The organism is Marinobacter sp. DS40M6, from assembly GCF_028581595.1.
In the GTDB taxonomy this organism is placed as follows: Bacteria; Pseudomonadota; Gammaproteobacteria; order Pseudomonadales; family Oleiphilaceae; genus Marinobacter; species Marinobacter salarius.
This window is the reverse complement of the sequence record NZ_JAFCAE010000001.1, coordinates 243,491-261,112: the sequence shown is the minus strand read 5'-3', so window position 1 is coordinate 261,112 and position 17,622 is coordinate 243,491. Positions and strand designations below refer to the sequence as shown.

12 protein-coding genes, 1 pseudogene and 1 riboswitch are annotated in these 17,622 nt (G+C 56.0%); of the genes and pseudogenes, 11 read left to right on the top strand and 2 right to left on the bottom strand.

What is annotated here, in order from left to right; all coding sequences use genetic code 11:
- The first annotated feature begins 77 nt into the window (after positions 1-77).
- The 5 genes from dctP (at position 78) to JJO78_RS01130 (ending at position 5,541) form a co-directional block, all read left to right on the top strand.
- A complete protein-coding gene (gene dctP, locus JJO78_RS01150; protein WP_075196417.1) occupies positions 78-1,136 on the top strand; it encodes a TRAP transporter substrate-binding protein DctP in 1,059 nt (352 codons plus the stop codon).
- A 125-nt stretch (positions 1,137-1,261) separates the two neighbouring features.
- Positions 1,262-1,792: a TRAP transporter small permease subunit gene (locus tag JJO78_RS01145; RefSeq protein ID WP_075196418.1), complete on the top strand. Its 531-nt coding sequence runs from the start codon at positions 1,262-1,264 to the stop codon at positions 1,790-1,792.
- On the top strand, positions 1,785-3,101 hold the full coding sequence (locus tag JJO78_RS01140; protein WP_075196419.1) for a TRAP transporter large permease: 1,317 nt from the start codon (positions 1,785-1,787) through the stop codon (positions 3,099-3,101). Before JJO78_RS01145 ends, JJO78_RS01140 begins: the two co-directional genes overlap by 8 nt.
- A 77-nt stretch (positions 3,102-3,178) precedes the next feature.
- Positions 3,179-4,756, top strand: a complete 1,578-nt coding sequence (locus tag JJO78_RS01135; RefSeq protein WP_075196420.1) for an aldehyde dehydrogenase (NADP(+)) — start codon at positions 3,179-3,181, stop codon at positions 4,754-4,756.
- Positions 4,757-4,971: 215 nt separating this feature from the next.
- The gene (locus tag JJO78_RS01130; RefSeq protein ID WP_151983082.1) at positions 4,972-5,541 is read left to right on the top strand and encodes a TetR/AcrR family transcriptional regulator; all 570 of its coding nucleotides are present in this window, start codon (positions 4,972-4,974) and stop codon (positions 5,539-5,541) included.
- A gap of 29 nt (positions 5,542-5,570) precedes the next feature.
- Here the strand turns inward: JJO78_RS01130 and JJO78_RS01125 are convergent, their stop codons facing one another.
- Positions 5,571-7,256 (bottom strand): AMP-binding protein, encoded by a 1,686-nt coding sequence (locus JJO78_RS01125; RefSeq protein ID WP_083637261.1) that lies wholly within the window; start codon positions 7,254-7,256, stop codon positions 5,571-5,573.
- Positions 7,257-7,384: 128 nt separating this feature from the next.
- Between JJO78_RS01125 and JJO78_RS01120 the strand changes: the two genes are divergently transcribed.
- The 3 genes and pseudogenes from JJO78_RS01120 to JJO78_RS01110 all read left to right on the top strand — a co-directional run bounded on the left by JJO78_RS01120 (position 7,385) and on the right by JJO78_RS01110 (position 11,057).
- Positions 7,385-8,560, top strand: coding sequence for a CaiB/BaiF CoA transferase family protein (locus JJO78_RS01120; protein WP_075196422.1), 1,176 nt, complete (start codon positions 7,385-7,387; stop codon positions 8,558-8,560).
- A gap of 34 nt (positions 8,561-8,594) precedes the next feature.
- Positions 8,595-9,782: a glycoside hydrolase family 88 protein gene (locus JJO78_RS01115; RefSeq protein WP_075196423.1), complete on the top strand. Its 1,188-nt coding sequence runs from the start codon at positions 8,595-8,597 to the stop codon at positions 9,780-9,782.
- Between the two features lie 221 nt (positions 9,783-10,003).
- Positions 10,004-11,057: pseudogene (locus tag JJO78_RS01110) on the top strand (IS3 family transposase).
- A 197-nt stretch (positions 11,058-11,254) separates the two neighbouring features.
- Here JJO78_RS01110 and JJO78_RS01105 read toward each other — a convergent pair.
- Positions 11,255-12,523, bottom strand: coding sequence for an MFS transporter (locus JJO78_RS01105; RefSeq protein ID WP_226909991.1), 1,269 nt, complete (start codon positions 12,521-12,523; stop codon positions 11,255-11,257).
- A gap of 343 nt (positions 12,524-12,866) precedes the next feature.
- Positions 12,867-12,965: riboswitch (glycine riboswitch) on the top strand.
- A gap of 163 nt (positions 12,966-13,128) precedes the next feature.
- Here JJO78_RS01105 and JJO78_RS01100 point away from each other — a divergent pair.
- The 3 genes from JJO78_RS01100 to JJO78_RS01090 all read left to right on the top strand — a co-directional run bounded on the left by JJO78_RS01100 (position 13,129) and on the right by JJO78_RS01090 (position 17,549).
- Positions 13,129-14,373: a D-amino acid dehydrogenase gene (locus JJO78_RS01100; protein ID WP_273622703.1), complete on the top strand. Its 1,245-nt coding sequence runs from the start codon at positions 13,129-13,131 to the stop codon at positions 14,371-14,373.
- On the top strand, positions 14,373-15,335 hold the full coding sequence (locus JJO78_RS01095) for a helix-turn-helix domain-containing protein (RefSeq protein ID WP_041332870.1): 963 nt from the start codon (positions 14,373-14,375) through the stop codon (positions 15,333-15,335). Before JJO78_RS01100 ends, JJO78_RS01095 begins: the two co-directional genes overlap by 1 nt.
- A gap of 111 nt (positions 15,336-15,446) precedes the next feature.
- A complete protein-coding gene (locus tag JJO78_RS01090) occupies positions 15,447-17,549 on the top strand; it encodes a TonB-dependent siderophore receptor (RefSeq protein WP_273622702.1) in 2,103 nt (700 codons plus the stop codon).
- Positions 17,550-17,622 lie beyond the last annotated feature (73 nt).

The following is a 17,622-nucleotide window of genomic DNA, read 5'->3' as shown; positions in this document are numbered from 1 at the left end:
GCCCATAACAACAAGAACTGGACGGATCACCGTCAGGGTGAACCGGCCAATTACGCAAGACTGAGAGGAGTTCAATAATGAAAACGCTTAAAAACCCTATCAAGGTGGCTATTATTGCCGCCAGCCTAACCCTTGCTGCCGGTAATGCCATGGCCGAGGAAGTAACCTGGAAAATGGCCACGCCCTGGGGCGGCGGTCCCTGGCTGGAGAGGGATGCTAAAGGCTTTGCCAAGAATGTGGAGGACCTTACCGGTGGACGCATAAAAATCAATGTCTTTCCGGGCGGTACGCTTTCCAACCCGCTGAAAGTCACCGAGGCAGTCAACCGCGGTGTTGTTGAGATTGGCCACAACTGGATGGCCTATGACTGGGGCAGGGACCGAACCACTGCGCTGTTTGCTGGCTATGCTGGTTCCCCTACCCCGGAAGGCTATCTGATGTGGCTCTACGAGGGTGGTGGCCTGGAACTTTGGCAAGAGTACCGCGATGAAGAGTTCAATGTGGTGTCTTTCCCCTGCGCGATTATTGGCACGGAAATTTTTCTGCACTCAAATAAGAAAGTTCAGACCCACGAAGACTTCAAGGGTCTGAAGCTTCGCACCTCCGGCGCCTGGGCCGAGATTGCGTCAAACCTTGGTGCTTCCACCATTGTGATGCCTGGAGCCGAGGTATATACGTCGCTTGACCGAGGGGTTATCGACGCCACTGAATGGGGCAGCCCGGAGATCAACAAGCCGACCGGTTTCACGGATATAGCTAAGTATGTGGTCGTACCCGGCATGCACCAGCCCGGCGGCGTCCTTGAGTGCGAAATCAACAAGGACGTCTGGACTGGCCTGTCCGAGGAAGACCAGCAGGCGATCGCCACGGCGGCAAGGCTCTCCATGTATGAAAGCTGGAGTGCCGGTGCCAATGCTGATCTCTCCGCATTCAAGGAGATGACCGAAGGTGACAATGAAATTGTGCACCTTGATCCGGACTTCATGGCGACAATTGAAGAAGCCACGAACAAGTGGGAAGACGAGCAGGCCGAGGACAATAAGTGGTTTGCCAGGGTGCTTAATTCCCTGAGGGACTTCGAGGATCAATTGGCAGTCTGGCCCGAGTATCGCTTTCCCATCGGCGGTAAGCAGTAACGACAGGGTGTTACCCAGGCCTCTATTTCTATGTACGAGGCCCTACGTTGTAAGAGACACGATGCCCCCGGCCCAAGCCAAATTGCTCCCGGGTCGGGGTCATCGGCAGCAACAAGGCATGCATAATGAAAGTTTTCAGCTTCCTCGGAAAAACTGTGGATGCGTTCTCGAAAGCCGCTGCGCTAATCGGTGCATTGCTGATCGTGCCGCTGATCGGCTCGCTGACCTATGAAGTCGTTAGCCGCTATATCCTGAACTCACCAACAGCCTGGGCCTACGAAATGAGCTACATGTTCATGGGCTCAATTTTTCTATTGGGCATGGCGTACGCGCTGAAGGTCCGCCAACACGTCAACGTAGATCTCTTTTATGCCATTATGCCGCCGCGAGGCAAAGCGACCATGGACATGATCGGCCTGGCCATCTTGTTAGTGGCGCTGGTCTGGATTGTTGACGCGTTATTTCTGTATGCGCTGGAGGCCTACGAGTACCAGGAAACCTCCGGAGCTTCAGGCTGGAATCCCTTGATCTGGCCGTTCCGAACCGTCTGGGTTGTCGGGTTCGGTATACTAACCGCGCAAACCGCGGTCGAATTGGTGCGCTCCATTGCCATTCTAATTAAGGGCGACAAAGAGCCGGGGGTGTGGCATGACTGAATACATCGGATTCTGGATGTTCCCGGTTCTCCTGATTTTCCTTCTGGGTGGTTTTCCCATTGCGTTGTCGATGATCTGCACAGCGTTTATCTTTGGTGTTATTCAGTTCGGCGATGCCGCGTCATTCCAGCTGATTTCCCAGATTGACAGCGTGGCGGGCAACTCGGTACTGGCCGCAGTGCCCCTGTTTGTCTTCATGGGAGCCTTCCTGGAGAAAAGCGGTATTGCATCCAAGTTGCTTGAGGCTATTCATATCTGGACATGGCGACTTCCCGGCGGCATGGCTCTTAGCACCATTATCATGGGTGCCATCTTTGCTGCCATCAGCGGAGTGGTAGGCGCCACAGAGGCCGTGATTGGATTGCTAACCGTCCCGGTTATGCTGAAACACGCCTACGACAAACGGCTGATTTCCGGCACCGTGTGCGCCAGTGGGTCGCTGGGCACGGTAATTCCGCCTTCCATCACAGTGATTGTGCTGGGTCCGGTTGCTAATGTTTCGGTGGGTGAGCTGTTTGCCGGTCTGCTGTTGCCTGGCCTGATCATGGCTGTGCTGTTTGGTCTTTACGTGGTTGGTGTTGCTGTTGCCAAACCGGCCATGGCTCCCCGCACTATGGAGGGTGGCCCCAAGTACAGCCTTGGACAGAAACTGCGAATAACTGCAGTAGCGCTAATTCCGCCCTCAATACTTATCTTCGCCGTGCTCGGCAGCATCCTTATGGGTGTTGCTACACCCACGGAGGCAGCTGCATGGGGTGCGCTGGGAGCGGTTGGTTTATCGGCTATCTATCGCACGTTTACCTGGTCCTTGTTTGGCAACGCCCTCATGAAAACCCTGCTAATAACTACAATGATCCTGCTCATCGTTCTGGGCGGCAGTATGTTTGCGGGGGTGTTCTTTGCATCAGGTGGGATGTTGGCAATCCAGACGCTGCTAAACGACCTGGGTATCCCAGCCTGGGGTGTGATTGCATTGATTCTGCTTCTGACATTTGTAGCTGGCTTTGTCCTTGACTTGATTTCGGTGGTGCTGATCGTCATCCCGATTGCCATGCCTCTGGTGCTGAACCTTGGCTTTGACCCGATTTGGTTCTGTATCGCCTTCCTGGTGGTACTGCAAACCAGCTATCTGACTCCACCCATGGCACCGTCAATATTCTATCTTCGAGCGGTGGCGCCGCCGGAGATCACCCTACGGCATATGTACAGCGGAGTTATTCCGTTCATCATCCTCCAGATCATAACGTTGGTGGTGGTGCTGGTATTCCCGGAGCTGGCGACCTGGTTGCCAGATGTGCTGCTGGGTTAAGTGGCCGGAGCTAAAACTTTGGAAATAATCCAACCACCGGTGGCGATCAGCCACCGGAACATACGAAGGAGATCATTATGACTGTATCAGGGCATCAATTGATTGGTCAGACCAGCCACCGGGGCGACCAAGCCGCCCTTGAACCGGTCGACCCGGCTACTGGAAAGCGCCTGGAGCCAGACTTCCCGGGCGCCAGTAGAAAAGATATCGAGCAAGCGTGCAGCTTGGCCCTGGAGGCTTTTGGTGAGTACCGCGAAACTTCTCTGGAAGCACGGGCCAATTTTCTCGAAACCATCGCCACTGAAATTGAGGCCCTTGGCCCTGGGCTGGTTGAGCGGGCGATGCTTGAAACTGGCCTGCCGAAGGGCCGAATTGAAGGCGAACGTGGTCGTACCTGTGGTCAGCTCCGGTTGTTTGCCGCGGTAGTGCGTGCCGGTGAGTGGCTGGATGTCAGGGTGGACCCGGCATTGCCGCATCGCCAGCCAATGCCGCGGCTTGACCTGCGCCAGCGACACATTGCTGTGGGGCCAGTTGCGGTTTTCGGGGCTAGTAATTTCCCGCTAGCGTTCTCGGTCGCGGGTGGCGATACTGCTTCAGCGCTGGCAGCAGGCTGCCCGGTGGTGGTCAAGGGCCACCCTGCCCATCCTGGCACATCGGAATTGGTAGGCCGGGCAATCCAACAAGCGGCCAAAGCCTGTCAGATGCCGAATGGCGTATTTTCACTGTTGTTCGGTGTCGGTAACGAGATCGGCCAGGCTCTGGTGGCGAACCCCTGCATCCAGGCGGTTGGCTTTACAGGCTCGCGGCGTGGCGGGTTAGCCCTGACAGCGATTGCGCAGCAGCGCAGCGTACCGATTCCGGTCTTCGCTGAAATGAGCAGCATTAACCCCGTATTTCTCCTGCCTGAAGCTGTTGCGACCCGGGCTAGCAGTATTGCCAAGGATTTTGCGGCATCCCTTAATATGGGCGCAGGTCAATTCTGCACCAACCCAGGGCTGATAATTGGCTGTCGCGGCAAAGCCCTTGACGCCTTCCAGCAAGCTGCCACGGATGCCGTGGCGCAAGCGGATGCTCAGACCATGCTGACACCGGATATACACGCAGCCTATACGCAGGGCATCGAGCGGTTGTCCGGCCATGCCGCTGTTCAGTGTCTAGCGAGTGGACAGCAAGGCGTAGCCTCCAACACCTGCCAACCCCAGTTGTTTTCCGCCCGAGCCAGCGATTTTCTCACAGATGAAACATTGCAACAGGAGGTTTTTGGGGCCGCGTCCTTGATTATCGAGTGTGAGGGACTGGAGGAGATGCAGCGCGTTGCCGAGAGCCTCGAAGGACAGCTCACAGCCACTCTGCACATGGATGAGGGCGACATGGGGGCTGCGCAATCACTACTCCCAATATTGGAAACGAAGGCTGGCCGGATATTGGTCAATGGCTGGCCGACAGGTGTAGAAGTCTGCCATGCCATGGTTCATGGGGGGCCTTTCCCGGCCACCTCTGATAGCCGCACCACATCGGTAGGCAGCGCGGCTATTCGACGCTTTCTCCGGCCTGTATGTTATCAGAATTTCCCCGACGCCCTGCGCCCGCATGCCCTGAAGGAGGCAAACCCTTATAGGCTGCACCGCTTGTTGGATGGTGAGCGGGAAGCATAGATGTGACAAGCTAGGGTGATGGGCCCGGCCGCTAGAGCGTGCCGAGCAGATAAAAAGCACGATTTAGCGGCACTTTCCATTTACTGTATTATATACGAATGAACCTGTGCGCAAGCTGGAAACCATTTATTCGAGAGTTTGAATTCATTTAGGAAACAAAGTTGACTAAGACGGGCAAGAAACTTAACAAGAACGAAATATCTCGTGAACGCAGCATGAATCGGTTGATACAGGCTGCATTCGAATTGTTTGTGATACGCGGATACCATGCCACCAGCCTGGAGGCTATTTCATCAAAAGCCGGCCTCACTAAAGGCTCGGTTTATTTTTACTTTGGCAGCAAGGAAAAGCTGATCCTGCACATGTTTGAAGTTCTTCGTGAGGATCTTGTGGATGGTCTGGTGGCCACTCTGAGAAATCCTGTCGGCAGCCATGTGGACCGCATCATCCGCTATATACACAAGGGTGCTGATTTTGGCGCGGAACGGCCCAACGAGCTGCTCTTCATGATCCAGATAGCCATCGAATTCGCTCGCCAGGAGAATGTCATCGCCACGGCAATCAGGGAGCTATACGGAGATGTACACGCCGCTGTCGAGGCGGTGGTTAGCGAGGCCCAGGCCGTTGGTTCGATGTCGTCAGACATTGACGCACGCTCGTTCGCCTCCATGATCGTGGCGGTCCACGATGGCATGATGCTGGAGTGGCACCTGCGTGGCGCTGAAATTAGCGGCCCCGATCTGGTCAAAAATGTGCGGCGCATGTTGTTGCACGGTATCGGCTAAGCTATCCCATTGGGTTTACCTAATGCTGTTTATCTCTGGGAGATAAGCTCCTTTAGGCTGACGCCGGCGCCTTTGCGGTCCCAGGTGCTGGTTTGAATGCCGCGCTGTGATAGCTGCTTTTTCTTCACCTTGTTGGTGGGTGTTCTCGGTAGTTCGTCGATGATTTCTATATAGCGTGGCACCATGAAATGGGGCAGTGCGCGTGCCAGGAAACTCAACAGCGCCGGTGGTTCAACTACTGCGTCCTCCGTGGTTACGATATAAACCAGAATATCGTCGTCGTTCTCATAGCCCGACGGAACACCCACCGCCACGCATTCCTTCACACCAGGAAAGTCAGCCACTGCAGCTTCGATATCAAACGAGGAGATATTCTCGGCCCGGCGGCGGATACGGTCGCCTTTGCGATCGATGTAGAACATGTTGCCGTTGCTATCCCTGACGGCGATATCTCCGGTATGAAACCAAAGGTTTCGCCATGCGTTCACGGTTTCTTCCGGCATACCCATGTAGCACAACATGGTAGTCCAGGGGTGCCTGGGCCTGACCACAATTTCACCTGCGGTGCCGTCCGGTACCGGACGGTCTGTTTCCGGGTCGACGACTTCCACGTCATACCATTCCGTTAGTACTTTGCCGCAGGAGCCAGCAACCACCGGGAATTGCCGTGACGTCCAACATGGGCAACCAACTTCACTCATACCCCACATTTCGATACCCTTGACGCCAAACCGCTCCAGAAAGGCATCACCATGACGTTTGGGCAATGGGCAGCACATCAGACGGGTAAGAACGTTATCTGAATCTTCGGACCGTGGCGGCTCTGCCTGGATCATTTCTATCATCGGTCCATGGGCAATACTGATGGTTGCTCCACTTTCCCGGATGCGATCCAGCCAGCGTTTAGCGTCAAACTTTCGGTCAAGAACCAGTGTTCCGCCGGCGGCAAAGATGGCGAGTACTCCCATGAACTTACCGGCAATGTGAAACAGAGGGTGGGCGCTGTAGAACACGTCAGACGCGGTCATGTCTGTTTCCCCTGCGGTGGTGTTAGCCAACAGGCAGACATGGCCATGGGGTATCACCACGCCCTTGGCGGGACCAGTGGTGCCAGATGTGAACACCACAGACGCTGCATCGGAGGGCTGAATCTCTGGCCAAGGCTGTTTCAATAGTGTTGGCTTGGCGATGAGTTCTTGGTGATGTCTCACGCGGATATTCCCTTTTGCCTCAAATGTTTTGACCAGTTCGCTAGGACCAGTTTCCGTGTTGTCGATAACGACAATCTGCCGGACGCAGGAAAAGTCCCAAGTCAGTTCGGTAATACACGGCATTAAATCAGCATCGCTGACAATCAGGCTGGGTTTGGCCAGGTTGAGGACATGGGCCAAAGAGTTACCGCGATAGCCGGTATTCGCCGACACATCGACCGCGCCAACTAGCGCTGCAGCCATCCATGCGTGCAATGCGGCAATACTGTTGGCAGCAAATATCAGGATACGGTCACCGGGCTCAATACCTACCTGAAGGAAATGCGCTGCTAGCGCCTCCGCATGGGCCATAAACTGGCCATAAGTCTCTCGATTACCCGAGACCTCGCGGGCAAAAACTGCATCGGGTGAGGCCTCCAAGCGCCGTGCAGCCACTTTGGGTAATGTCCACTCAGAGAGCGAATCGGGAATCGCGAATGCAGGTAATTGTTCGTTTAGAACCATAAAGCGTCTCCGGCTATCAAGGCGTGCCTTGTGAAATAGAATAACGATCAGTACTTGTCAAACTGGCTTGTGTATATTAAATAAATACTATACGGTCAGTATGTAAAATGGAATGATGGAGGAAATCAATGAAACCACTTTCTGGGATCACCGTGCTAGAGCTTGGCATGGTTATGCAGGTGCCACTTGCCGGGCAGATGCTTGGGGATTACGGCGCCGACGTAATTAAGATTGAGCGACCGCCCCGAGGCGACATTATGCGGGATCTCGACGAGGTCGGCACCGCCCGCGAAGATATGAGCTGCTATTACGCTGCGGTTGGTTGTAATAAGAGGACCCTGTGCCTCGACCTCAAGCAGGATGAAGGCCGAGAAGTCCTTGGCAAGCTGATTGATAACGCCGACGTGTTGATTCACAACTTTCGGCCCGGTGCCATGGAGCGACTCGGCTTTGGTTACGAGGAAGTCTCTAAGCGCAATCCCCGACTGGTGTATGCGGTTGGTTACGCCTTTGGCGCAAAGGGCCCGTTATCAGGTATGCCGGGCCAGGATATGCTGGCGCAGTCTCTTAGCGGCTTTGCCATGAATGGGGTTGAGTCCGGTGGCCGCCCCCGTCTTACTGCCACCCCTACGGTCGACTATGCCACTGCGGCATCGTTATCTCAGGGGGTGCTGGCGGCACTTTTGGGACGGGTACGCACCGGTAAAGGTGACCTCGTAACTACTTCTCTGTTTGATGTCGCCATCGCCATGCAGCTTCTGGAAACCTCCAGCCGCACACTATACGACTACCGCACCGACTGGGTTCAGTACGCCATGATTTTCAAGACTCGGGACGGCTGGATCACCGTACTCACGCTGTTTCGGGACAACCCGCTGCAACTTATGTGCAAGGCGTTTAACGAAGACGACATGAGCGCAGACCCGCTGCTGGCCACCGCCACTCTGCAACGCAAGCATGCCAGCAAAGTACAAGAAAAATTCGGGCCTGTGATGGAACGTTACACCACCGATGAGTGTGTAAAGCGGTTATCTAAAACTGACATTCTGTGTGCCCCGGTGATGGATCTGGACGACACATTGAAACACCCGCAAACCCTGCAAAACGATATTTTGCGGGAGGTGGAAATCCCCGGCCATGGAACAGTTCAACTGGTTGGTAATCCAGTAAAACTGGCTGGCCAGGGTAAAGACAAGCCACGGCCACCGTCCGCTCTGGGCGAATTTTCACGTGAGATTCTGAGCGACTTCGATTACTCCGAAAGCGAGATCAGGGACTTCCAGGAACGTGGCGTCATTACCTGATTGACAACCATACAATACAGAGAGGCATCACTTAATGAACAGCAAATCGACATATATCAATGACGAAGACCGGTTATTTGACCACACCGTTGTAAGTCTGACAGAGCGGGCGCGTCACACCCTGAAGCAACCGTTAAAAGGCTTTCCCCACTATGCCGACACAAGGACCGGGGAGTGGACTACCACGGAAGATGGCTTCTGGACCGGGGGATTCTGGCCCGGCGTACTCTGGCTGAGCGGCTATTTTTCCGGCGATTCATCATTCTGGCAAGCGGCCGAGGAGTGGGCAGAGCGCCTGGAGCCGAGGGTTGACTCTGATTCGGTATTTCGGGGCTTCCTGTTCTATTTCGGATGTTCCGTCGGGGCAGATCTTGCGGGCAGCAAGAAAGCCGAGACACTAGCGTTAGACGCTGCCCGCAGCCTTTGTGCAACCTTTCGCTCCAATATTGGTCTTATGCCGTTGGGCACAACGGCGGAGGAAGCCCACACGGTAGGCGAGAACGAAACCAACATCGACAGCTTATCAGCGAGCTTGGTGCTGGCTTGGGCAGCTGAGAAAACTGGCGACGACAAATTTAAGGATGTGGCCATCCGCCATGCCCTTACCAACGCTCACTTTTGTGTACGCGAGGATGGTTCGGTGTGCCAATCTGCCAGCTTTGACAGCCAGACCGGGAAGGTGATCAAAACATATACCCACAAGGGCTTCAGTGCGAATTCTACTTGGGCCCGTGCGCAGGCCTGGGCCATGATGAGTTACGCTTATCTATCGGTACTTTACCCGGAGAATCGTGAAATCCGTGACTACGCCGAAAAAGTGTGTAGATGGTGGACCCAGAATGTGCCCGATGACGGGGTGGCTTACTGGGATTTCGATGCGCCCCAGGAAGCCGACACTCCGAAGGATACGTCCGCCACTTCTATCGCCTGCTATGCCTTGCTGACACTGGCTACCGTCCTTGACGACCGCCAAGCCGCGCGGGTATCTCAACGCAAGGCTCGAAACACCGTCAAAACCCTCTGTCGTGACTATGTCGCGGTCGTGCCGCGGGGCCAGGCAGAAGAGACCACTGGTGCCATCTCGCCCGCAGTGCTGACAAGGGGCTGCTTCGACCCAATGCGCGGTGTAGCCACCGAGCATGAGCTGATTTGGGGCGACTACTTCCTGCTGCACTGCCTGGGTATACTGACGGGTCTGTTGCCCACCAACAAACCTGGCTGATACCGAGGGACCAAGGCCTGAATGCTCAGCCTTGGGACATTGTGTTATCTGCTGAACATCTGGGAACTAAGTCTTGAACAGTACAATATCGGAGTCTACCTTCGAATTTAGCCGGTTAGCGGTCATGTTGAGTATATTCGGTGTTGACCCTACCCCAGAATTTCGGTCCATTAAAAACTGGAAAATCCGGCATGATTGAGCCTTGAGCAGGAGATCATGCCATGAAGCGATCCCGTTACACTGAAGAGCAGATTGCCTTTGCCCTGATGCAAGCCGAATTGGGTACGCCGGTTCCGGAAGTCTGTCGAAAGATGGGCGTCTCGGATGCCACCTTCTACAACTGGCGTAAGAAGTACGGTGGCCTCGGCCCGTCAGAGCTGAAGCGGCTCAAGCAGCTGGAGGAGGAAAATCAGCTACTGAAGAAGCTGGTGGCCGACTTGAGCCTGGACAAGGCCATGCTTCAGGACGTGGTGGCAAAAAAGCTCTGAGACCGCCTCGTAAACGCCAACTGGTGGCTGACTTACAAGCACGGTACGGAGTCAGCGAGCGCCAGGCGTGTGCGGTCTTGCAGTTTTCCCGGGCGTCTTGTCGATACCAATCGGTGGCGAGGGATTCATCGGCATTGTCGATGAAGATCCGCGAGATCACTCTCACGCGGCTTCATTACGGTTACCGGCGCGTGCATGTCCAATTGCAGCGAGAGGGCTGGCGAGACAATCACAAACGGGTTTACCGGTTGTATCGTGACCAGGGATTGTCGCTTCGCCTCAAGCGTCCCAGGCGCAACAAGGCAGCCAAGAACCGTCAGCCACTTCAACAAGCCAACCATCCCAATCACATCTGGGGCATGGATTTGTCTCGGATGCGCTTTTTGATGGACGAAGGCTACGCCTGCTGACGATCATCGACCTATTCACCCGGGAGTGCCTTGGCATTGTTGTTGGACAGAGCCTGAAGGGCCACGATGTTCAAGAAGCCCTGACGGCGATTGCGCGCTTCCGGGGCAACCCGGACCCGGACGTCCTTAAAACCGACAACGCAACGGTAGAATCGTTCAATGGACGGCTCCGGCAGGAATGTCTGAATGAAAATTGGTTCTTGTCACTGGCCGATGCCCGGGAGAAAGTCGAAGCGTGGAGGACGTTCTATAACCAAGTCAGACCCCATTCCGCATTGGAGTGGTCCACGCCTTCGGACTACGCCAGGAAACATGCGGTTTCTCGGCGAAAACAGCACCAACTGGAGCCGGATTTTTCCAACTCTGGGTGGACCTAATACAGGGTCAGGGTCAAGTAACGGACATTACTAGGGCGCGGTTGGATTAAAGACTGGGGGCAGGTCACAACTCTGGAGAGCCAAAGAAAATATCAAACTTTTGAGCTTGGTGAAGCTGAAAATGCGCGAAAATGAGGCCGGTTTTTATCAAACATTATTGTCCACCGACAGGAGAACCCACCGCCGAGGTATGGTTTTCAGGCCCCCGTGGCTATGATTCTCCGCTGAGCCCACGGATATTCCTTGACCGGCAAATGAATCACCGCTGACAGGGCGCCCACCCCAACGCCAACCCACCACACCAGAGTGTAGTTGTTGTAGATATCGTATAGGGCCCCACCCAGCCACACCCCCAGGAAACCGCCCAGTTGGTGTGAGAAGAACACCAGCCCATACAGCGTGCCCATGTATTTCAGGCCGTAAATATGCGCCACCAGGCCGGAGGTCAGTGGTACCGTGGCCAGCCAGAGTGAGCCCATGGAAACGGAAAACAGCACTACCGTCTCTGGTGTTATCGGCGTCATGATAAACGCCGCCGACACGAGAGTCCTTAGTAGATAGATGACAGCCAACAGGTATTTTCGGGAGTATCTGTTGCCCAGCCAGCCGGCGAACAAGGTTCCGCCAATGTTAAAAAAACCGATGAGTGCGATGGAAATGGCGCCCAGCCCGGATGCCGATGTCACCCCGAGGGTATAGAGCAGGCTGTCCGGTGCAATGGGGCCGCACATTTCAGTGATAAAAGCGGGGAAATGGGCCGTGATGAAGGCCAACTGGTAACCGCAGGAGAAAAAGCCGATAAAAATAAGCACGAAAGAAGGATCTTTAACCGCCCGTTTGATCACCACCCCCATCGGCTCTTCACTGCCGGTCGGCTGCTGCGGTTTTGGTGCCCGCATCAGCAGCAACGCCAACATGGACAGCAGGATAAAACCTGCGAAGACAATAAAAACCGACTGCCAGGGCATCTGGCTCAGCAAGGCATTGGCCACCGGCGGCCCGACGATCTGACCGGCAGAACCCGCCGCCGTCGCTATCCCCAACGCCATGGATCGGTGCTTGTCAGGCGCTGCCCGCCCGACCACAGCCAGAATCACCCCAAAGCCAGTACCGGCAATGCCGAAACCAACCAGCATTTCCAGCAACTGGTGTTGGCCAGGGGTGATGGCAAACGCCGACAACACCAGTCCGGTCACATAAAACGCACCACCACCAAGAATTGCTTTGCGGTCCCCAAAGCGTTCAGCGAGAGCTCCGAAAATTGGCTGCCCTATGCCCCAGAACAAATTCTGGATTGCAATAGCCAGGGAAAATGATTCCCTCGGCCAGGCGAATTCCAGGGCAATCGGCAACTGGAACAGCCCGAAGGATGCGCGAACCGCGAAACTGACGAGAATGATGATGCAGCCCGCGATCAGAACCGGATTGATCATCCGGGCATAGGTACCGGTAAAGGCTTTATCCACAATTTGAGCTCACTGTACCGACTGGCTTGAACCGGGTGGCAGGTGGGGAAATAGTTAACGATACCGTGGCAACATGCAACAGATAATCCGGCTGCCCCTGCCCCTGCCCCTGCCCCTGCCATTGCAGGAGCGAAATGACGCTTGCCGCCGTCCTGGTCTCCCAGATGCTGCATTACTGTGGTGATCGCGCCAGCGGATTTTTTCGCTGACTACCTGAACTGGCCATTGCCACCCGTTGGCCTGGCTAACAGAGCCAGCTCCTTCACTAGTCAGACCATGATCAGTGTCGCGAAAACGAGATATTTGCTATTGTGCGAAGCTGATTGGTTTAGATAATAAACCAGACATGTCAGCGGGAGAGACCGAGTCGCACAATCGTGCGCCCGGCGCCGAAGGAGCAACTGCCCCGGAAACTCTCAGGCAAAAGGACCGCTGACATGAAGACTTTCCGAAGAGTTGCCAACGACTGCGTCCGTTGGCACACCGAAGGAGCAAGCGGCCGGTTCCGTTGGAGCGGTGCGTGAATCTCTCAGGTCCAGTGACGGAAGGGGTGCTTTCTACCATGCTGTGGAGAAAGGAAACCCTGGACGCCCCTGGAGAGTATTATGAAGCGAGTTGCAGTTATTGGCGGTGGTATCACGGGTATCACCACCGCATACACCCTGGCCAAGCGCGGCCTGGATGTCACCGTTTACGAGAAACACCGTTATGCGGCGATGGAAACCTCTTTCGCCAATGGTGGCCAACTGTCCGCCTCCAACGCTGAGGTCTGGAACAACTGGCAGACCATCATCAAGGGCCTTAAGTGGATGTCCCGGAGGGATGCGCCGCTGCTGGTTAACCCCAAGCCTTCCTGGCACAAACTGAGCTGGTTCGCCGAGTTCATCGCCGCGATTCCCCAGTACGAACAGAACACCACGGAAACCGCACGCCTTGCGATTGCCGCCCGGGATCACCTGTTTGCCTGGGCGCAGAACGAAGGGATCGACTTTGATCTGAAGAAACAGGGCATCCTCCATATCTACCGTGACAAGGCCGGGTTCGACCATGCGGCGAATGTTTCCAGGTTGCTGGCTGCCGGCGGCCTGGAACGTCGGGCGGTCACTCCCGAGGAAATGCGGGCTATTGAACCCACGCTGGCGGGGACCTATTACGGCGGTTTCTACACCGAAAGCGATTCAACCGGTGATATCCATAAGTTCACCAATGGCTTGGCGGAGGCCATTCTTCGCCTCGGCGTCAAAACCTGTTATGAGCACTCGGTGACGGAACTGAGTGCGGATCAGTCCCACGCCTGGGTCACCTCGTTTGATGGTGAAGAGCAAACTCGTGACACCTTTGATGGTGTGGTGATCTGTGCGGGCGTGGGTAGCCGGGAACTGGCCGCCAAGCTGGGGGACCGAGTCAACATTTACCCGGTGAAGGGGTATTCCATCACCGTTGAGCTGGACGACCAAGCCTCCCAGGAAGCGGCACCGACGGTCAGTTTGCTGGACGATGCCACCAAGATAGTCACCAGCCGGCTGGGAGATGATCGGTTCCGGGTTGCGGGTACGGCGGAATTCAGCGGCTATAACCGTGATATCCGGGATGACCGAATCCGGCCGCTCACCCGATGGGTCGAGCAGTGTTTCCCTGGGGTTTGCACCCGCCGCGTCGTACCCTGGGCAGGGCTGCGCCCCATGCTGCCCAATATGATGCCGCGAGTCGGTCCGGGCCGGTTGCCCACCGTGTTCTATAACACGGGTCACGGTCATCTGGGCTGGACCCTGTCTGCAATCACTGCCGAGATGGTGGCGGATGCTGTTGCGTCCGCGGTGTCAGGCACAACAGCGACTACAGCCGGCTAGTGTTGGGAGATCGTGCCGAACTAACGTCGTTCGGCAGGCAGGAGTTCCTGGCTTTTGGCCGCGAGTACGGAATCAGCTACCGCTTTCCCGGCGTCGACGGCCATGACGCCCCCGATGACGATTCAACCATCGCCCGGGGGTGGATTGATGAAACCCCGCTACCGTCGGGGTTTCGCTTCACTCATTCCGACCTGACGATCTCCCACAGCTACGAATCGGTGTCGCTGGGCCATGCGCCCCTGTTGATGGTGATCGTGCTCGAAGGACGCATCCGCCTGTCGGTTGGTGCGGTCGAGCGGGAGCTTGGGAGTGGCATGGCTGCCAGCCTGCAATTACGACCGGAATATGCACTGGCAGCCTATCAGCCTGCTGGTCAACGTTTGAAAACCATTGTGTTGGCTTTTGATCCCGGTGGCCCGTTGCCGGCGCAGACCGAACAGGGGTCTCTGCGAGCCCTGCTCAGGGGGGTGCAGGACCCAGTGGTGCTGTGGGACGTTCCACCGGGTCTCATGACGGCTCTTGAGCAACCCCTTGGCGTCGGGCTGCCTGAGCTTCAGAAAACACTGGTGCTGGAAGGTCTGGCTCTGCAGTTGGTGGGTTATGGTCTTCCGGAGCCGGTGCCAGCGATTGAACGGAAAAGTCGCGCGTCCACCCAGGAACACCAGCGCCTGGAGGCCATTCGTCAGCTGATGGAATTCGCCCCGACGGACAATTACTCCCTGACGGATCTCGCCAGCCGTGCCGCAATGAGTCCCAGCAGTTTGCGTAGTAAATTCCGTGCGACCTACGGATTGTCGGTGTTCGGTTATCTGCGGAAGTGCCGGTTGAACCTGGCCTGGCATTACCTGGAGCAGGGATACTCCGTTCAGCAGGCTGCCCACCGGTCCGGCTATCGACATGCCACTAACTTTGCGACCGCGTTCCGGCGCCAGTTCGGTGTTTCTCCCAAAACCGTCGTTTGAATCACGGTATTTATCATTCCGCATATAAATTCTGTCACTTGGCATATCTAATGCTGGATCTAAAAGCGAATAATTCGCATTAAATTATCGTTAGACCCAAGTGAGGTTTTCATGTTCCGACATTCCCGTTTGTCATTTGCGGTTGCCATGGCCCTTGTCGGTGTCACCGGCGCGCCATTAGCCGTTGCCCAGGAACAGGGCGAACCGAAAATGCTGGATGCGCTAAACGTAACAGCGACCCGCAGCGCCACGAAAACCGATACCCCGGTGATTGAAACCCCGCAATCAGTATCTGTTGTCAGCCGCGAAGACTGGGAAGAAAAAGGCGCCCGTACGGTGCAGCGCGCCGCCAGCTATACCCCGGGTGTGGGTACGAACCAGGTGGGGTCTTCCAACCGCTACGATTATCTGATTCTCCGCGGTTTTTCCGATGGCAGTATCAATAACACCTATCTGGATGGCCTGCGGGTGATGAACGACGGTGGCTCCTACAGCTCCTTTGCCATTGATCCCTGGTTTCTTGAGCGTATTGAGATTGTTAAAGGCCCGACCTCCGTTCTCTACGGCCAGGGCTCCCCTGGTGGGATTGTTGCCCTCACCAGCAAGCGTCCGGAGTTCCGGGATGGGGGTGAAATCCGTGTCTCGCTCGGCAACAACGCCCAGCGCAGCTTTGCCTTTGATGTCACCGGTTCGGTGGATGATGAGCAACGGGTTGCCTATCGTGTGACCGGCATTGCTTCCGCTGCTGACGCGCAACAGGACCACGTGGAACTGGACCGTCGCGCCATTGCCCCGTCGCTGACCTGGGACATGACCGACGAGACCAGCGTGACTCTGCTGGCCTACCTTCAACGTGATCCGGAAGGTGGCTACCACAGCGGTTTGCCGTACGAGGGCACGGTGGAGTCCCGCGACGGCCAGAAAATCGACAACACCTTTTTTGAGGGCGAACCGGACTACGACCTTTTCCGGCGCGACATGACCATGGTGGGATACGATCTGGAGCATCGAATCAATCGTAACTGGTCCGCCTTGCAGAAAGCCCGTTACCTGGATTCGGACGTTGAGTTGAAACAGGTTTATGCCTACGGCTGGGCCTCGGCCACTGAGCTTAACCGCTACTACTCCGGTGGCGATGAGGATCTGCAGGCACTCACCGTTGATAACCAGATTCAGGGGGAATTGACGACTGGCGCGGTGGATCACACCGTATTGGTGGGGGTGGACTATCAGCAGCGTGAGAACGACGTGGTCTGGCCGTCGGGCGCCTTTCCGGCCATCGATGCCTTCAATCCTGAGTACGGGGCCGATCCCTCTGCCCTATACCCCCCGCAACGCAATCTCCGTAAGCAGAAACAGACCGGGGTCTATCTGCAGGACCAGCTGGCCACCGGTGGCTGGCGGTTGACGTTGGGTGGCCGTTACGACTGGGTGGAGATCGAGAACACCAATCGTGACACCGGTGTAGTGACAGAGCTGGACGAAACCCAGTTCAGTGGCCGTGCCGGGCTGCTCTACCTGTTCGACAACGGCATTGCACCCTACGTGTCCCACTCCACGTCGTTTTCGCCCAGCGCCTATACCGACGAGAACGGCGACCTGCTGGCCCCGAGTGAAGGCAAGCAGATAGAAACCGGGCTTAGGTACCAGCCGGTGGGAACCACGGACCTGTATACGCTCTCTCTGTTCCGCATCAACCAGGAGAATCTGGCCACCAAGCAGCCACAGGAGTCCTTCTACCGCAGTATTGGTGAGATTGAGTCCCAGGGTGTGGAGCTGGAAGCCAAGGCGCAGCTGACGGAGAACCTGAATGTCCAGGCCGGATATGCGTTCACGGACGTCACCTTTGAGAAGTCCGAGGCCTATCGCGAGGGCAATGCCGCCAGCCAGGTGCCGGAACACCAGCTGACCCTGTGGGCCGGTTACCGGTTCACGCAGGGAGTCCTTAATGGGGCAAACGCGGGATTGGGTGTCCGTCACAACGCAGACATCTACGCCGATGATGCCAACACCAAAAAGGTGCCGGACTACACCCTGGTGGATCTGGCACTGGGCTACGATTTCAGCGAGCTCGGCCTGGAAGGCGTTTCTACCCGGCTGAACGTGAACAATCTGCTGGACAAGGAATACGTGGCGTCCTGCTACAACAGTCTGGACTTCTGTTACTTCGGGGCAGAACGTAACGTTACGGCGTCGGTTTCTTACCGGTTTTGACACGTAAGCGGGAAGTGATAACGGTCATAATAAACCCTGAGTGCTGAAAACAGAGTCGATTCCGGCTCTGTTT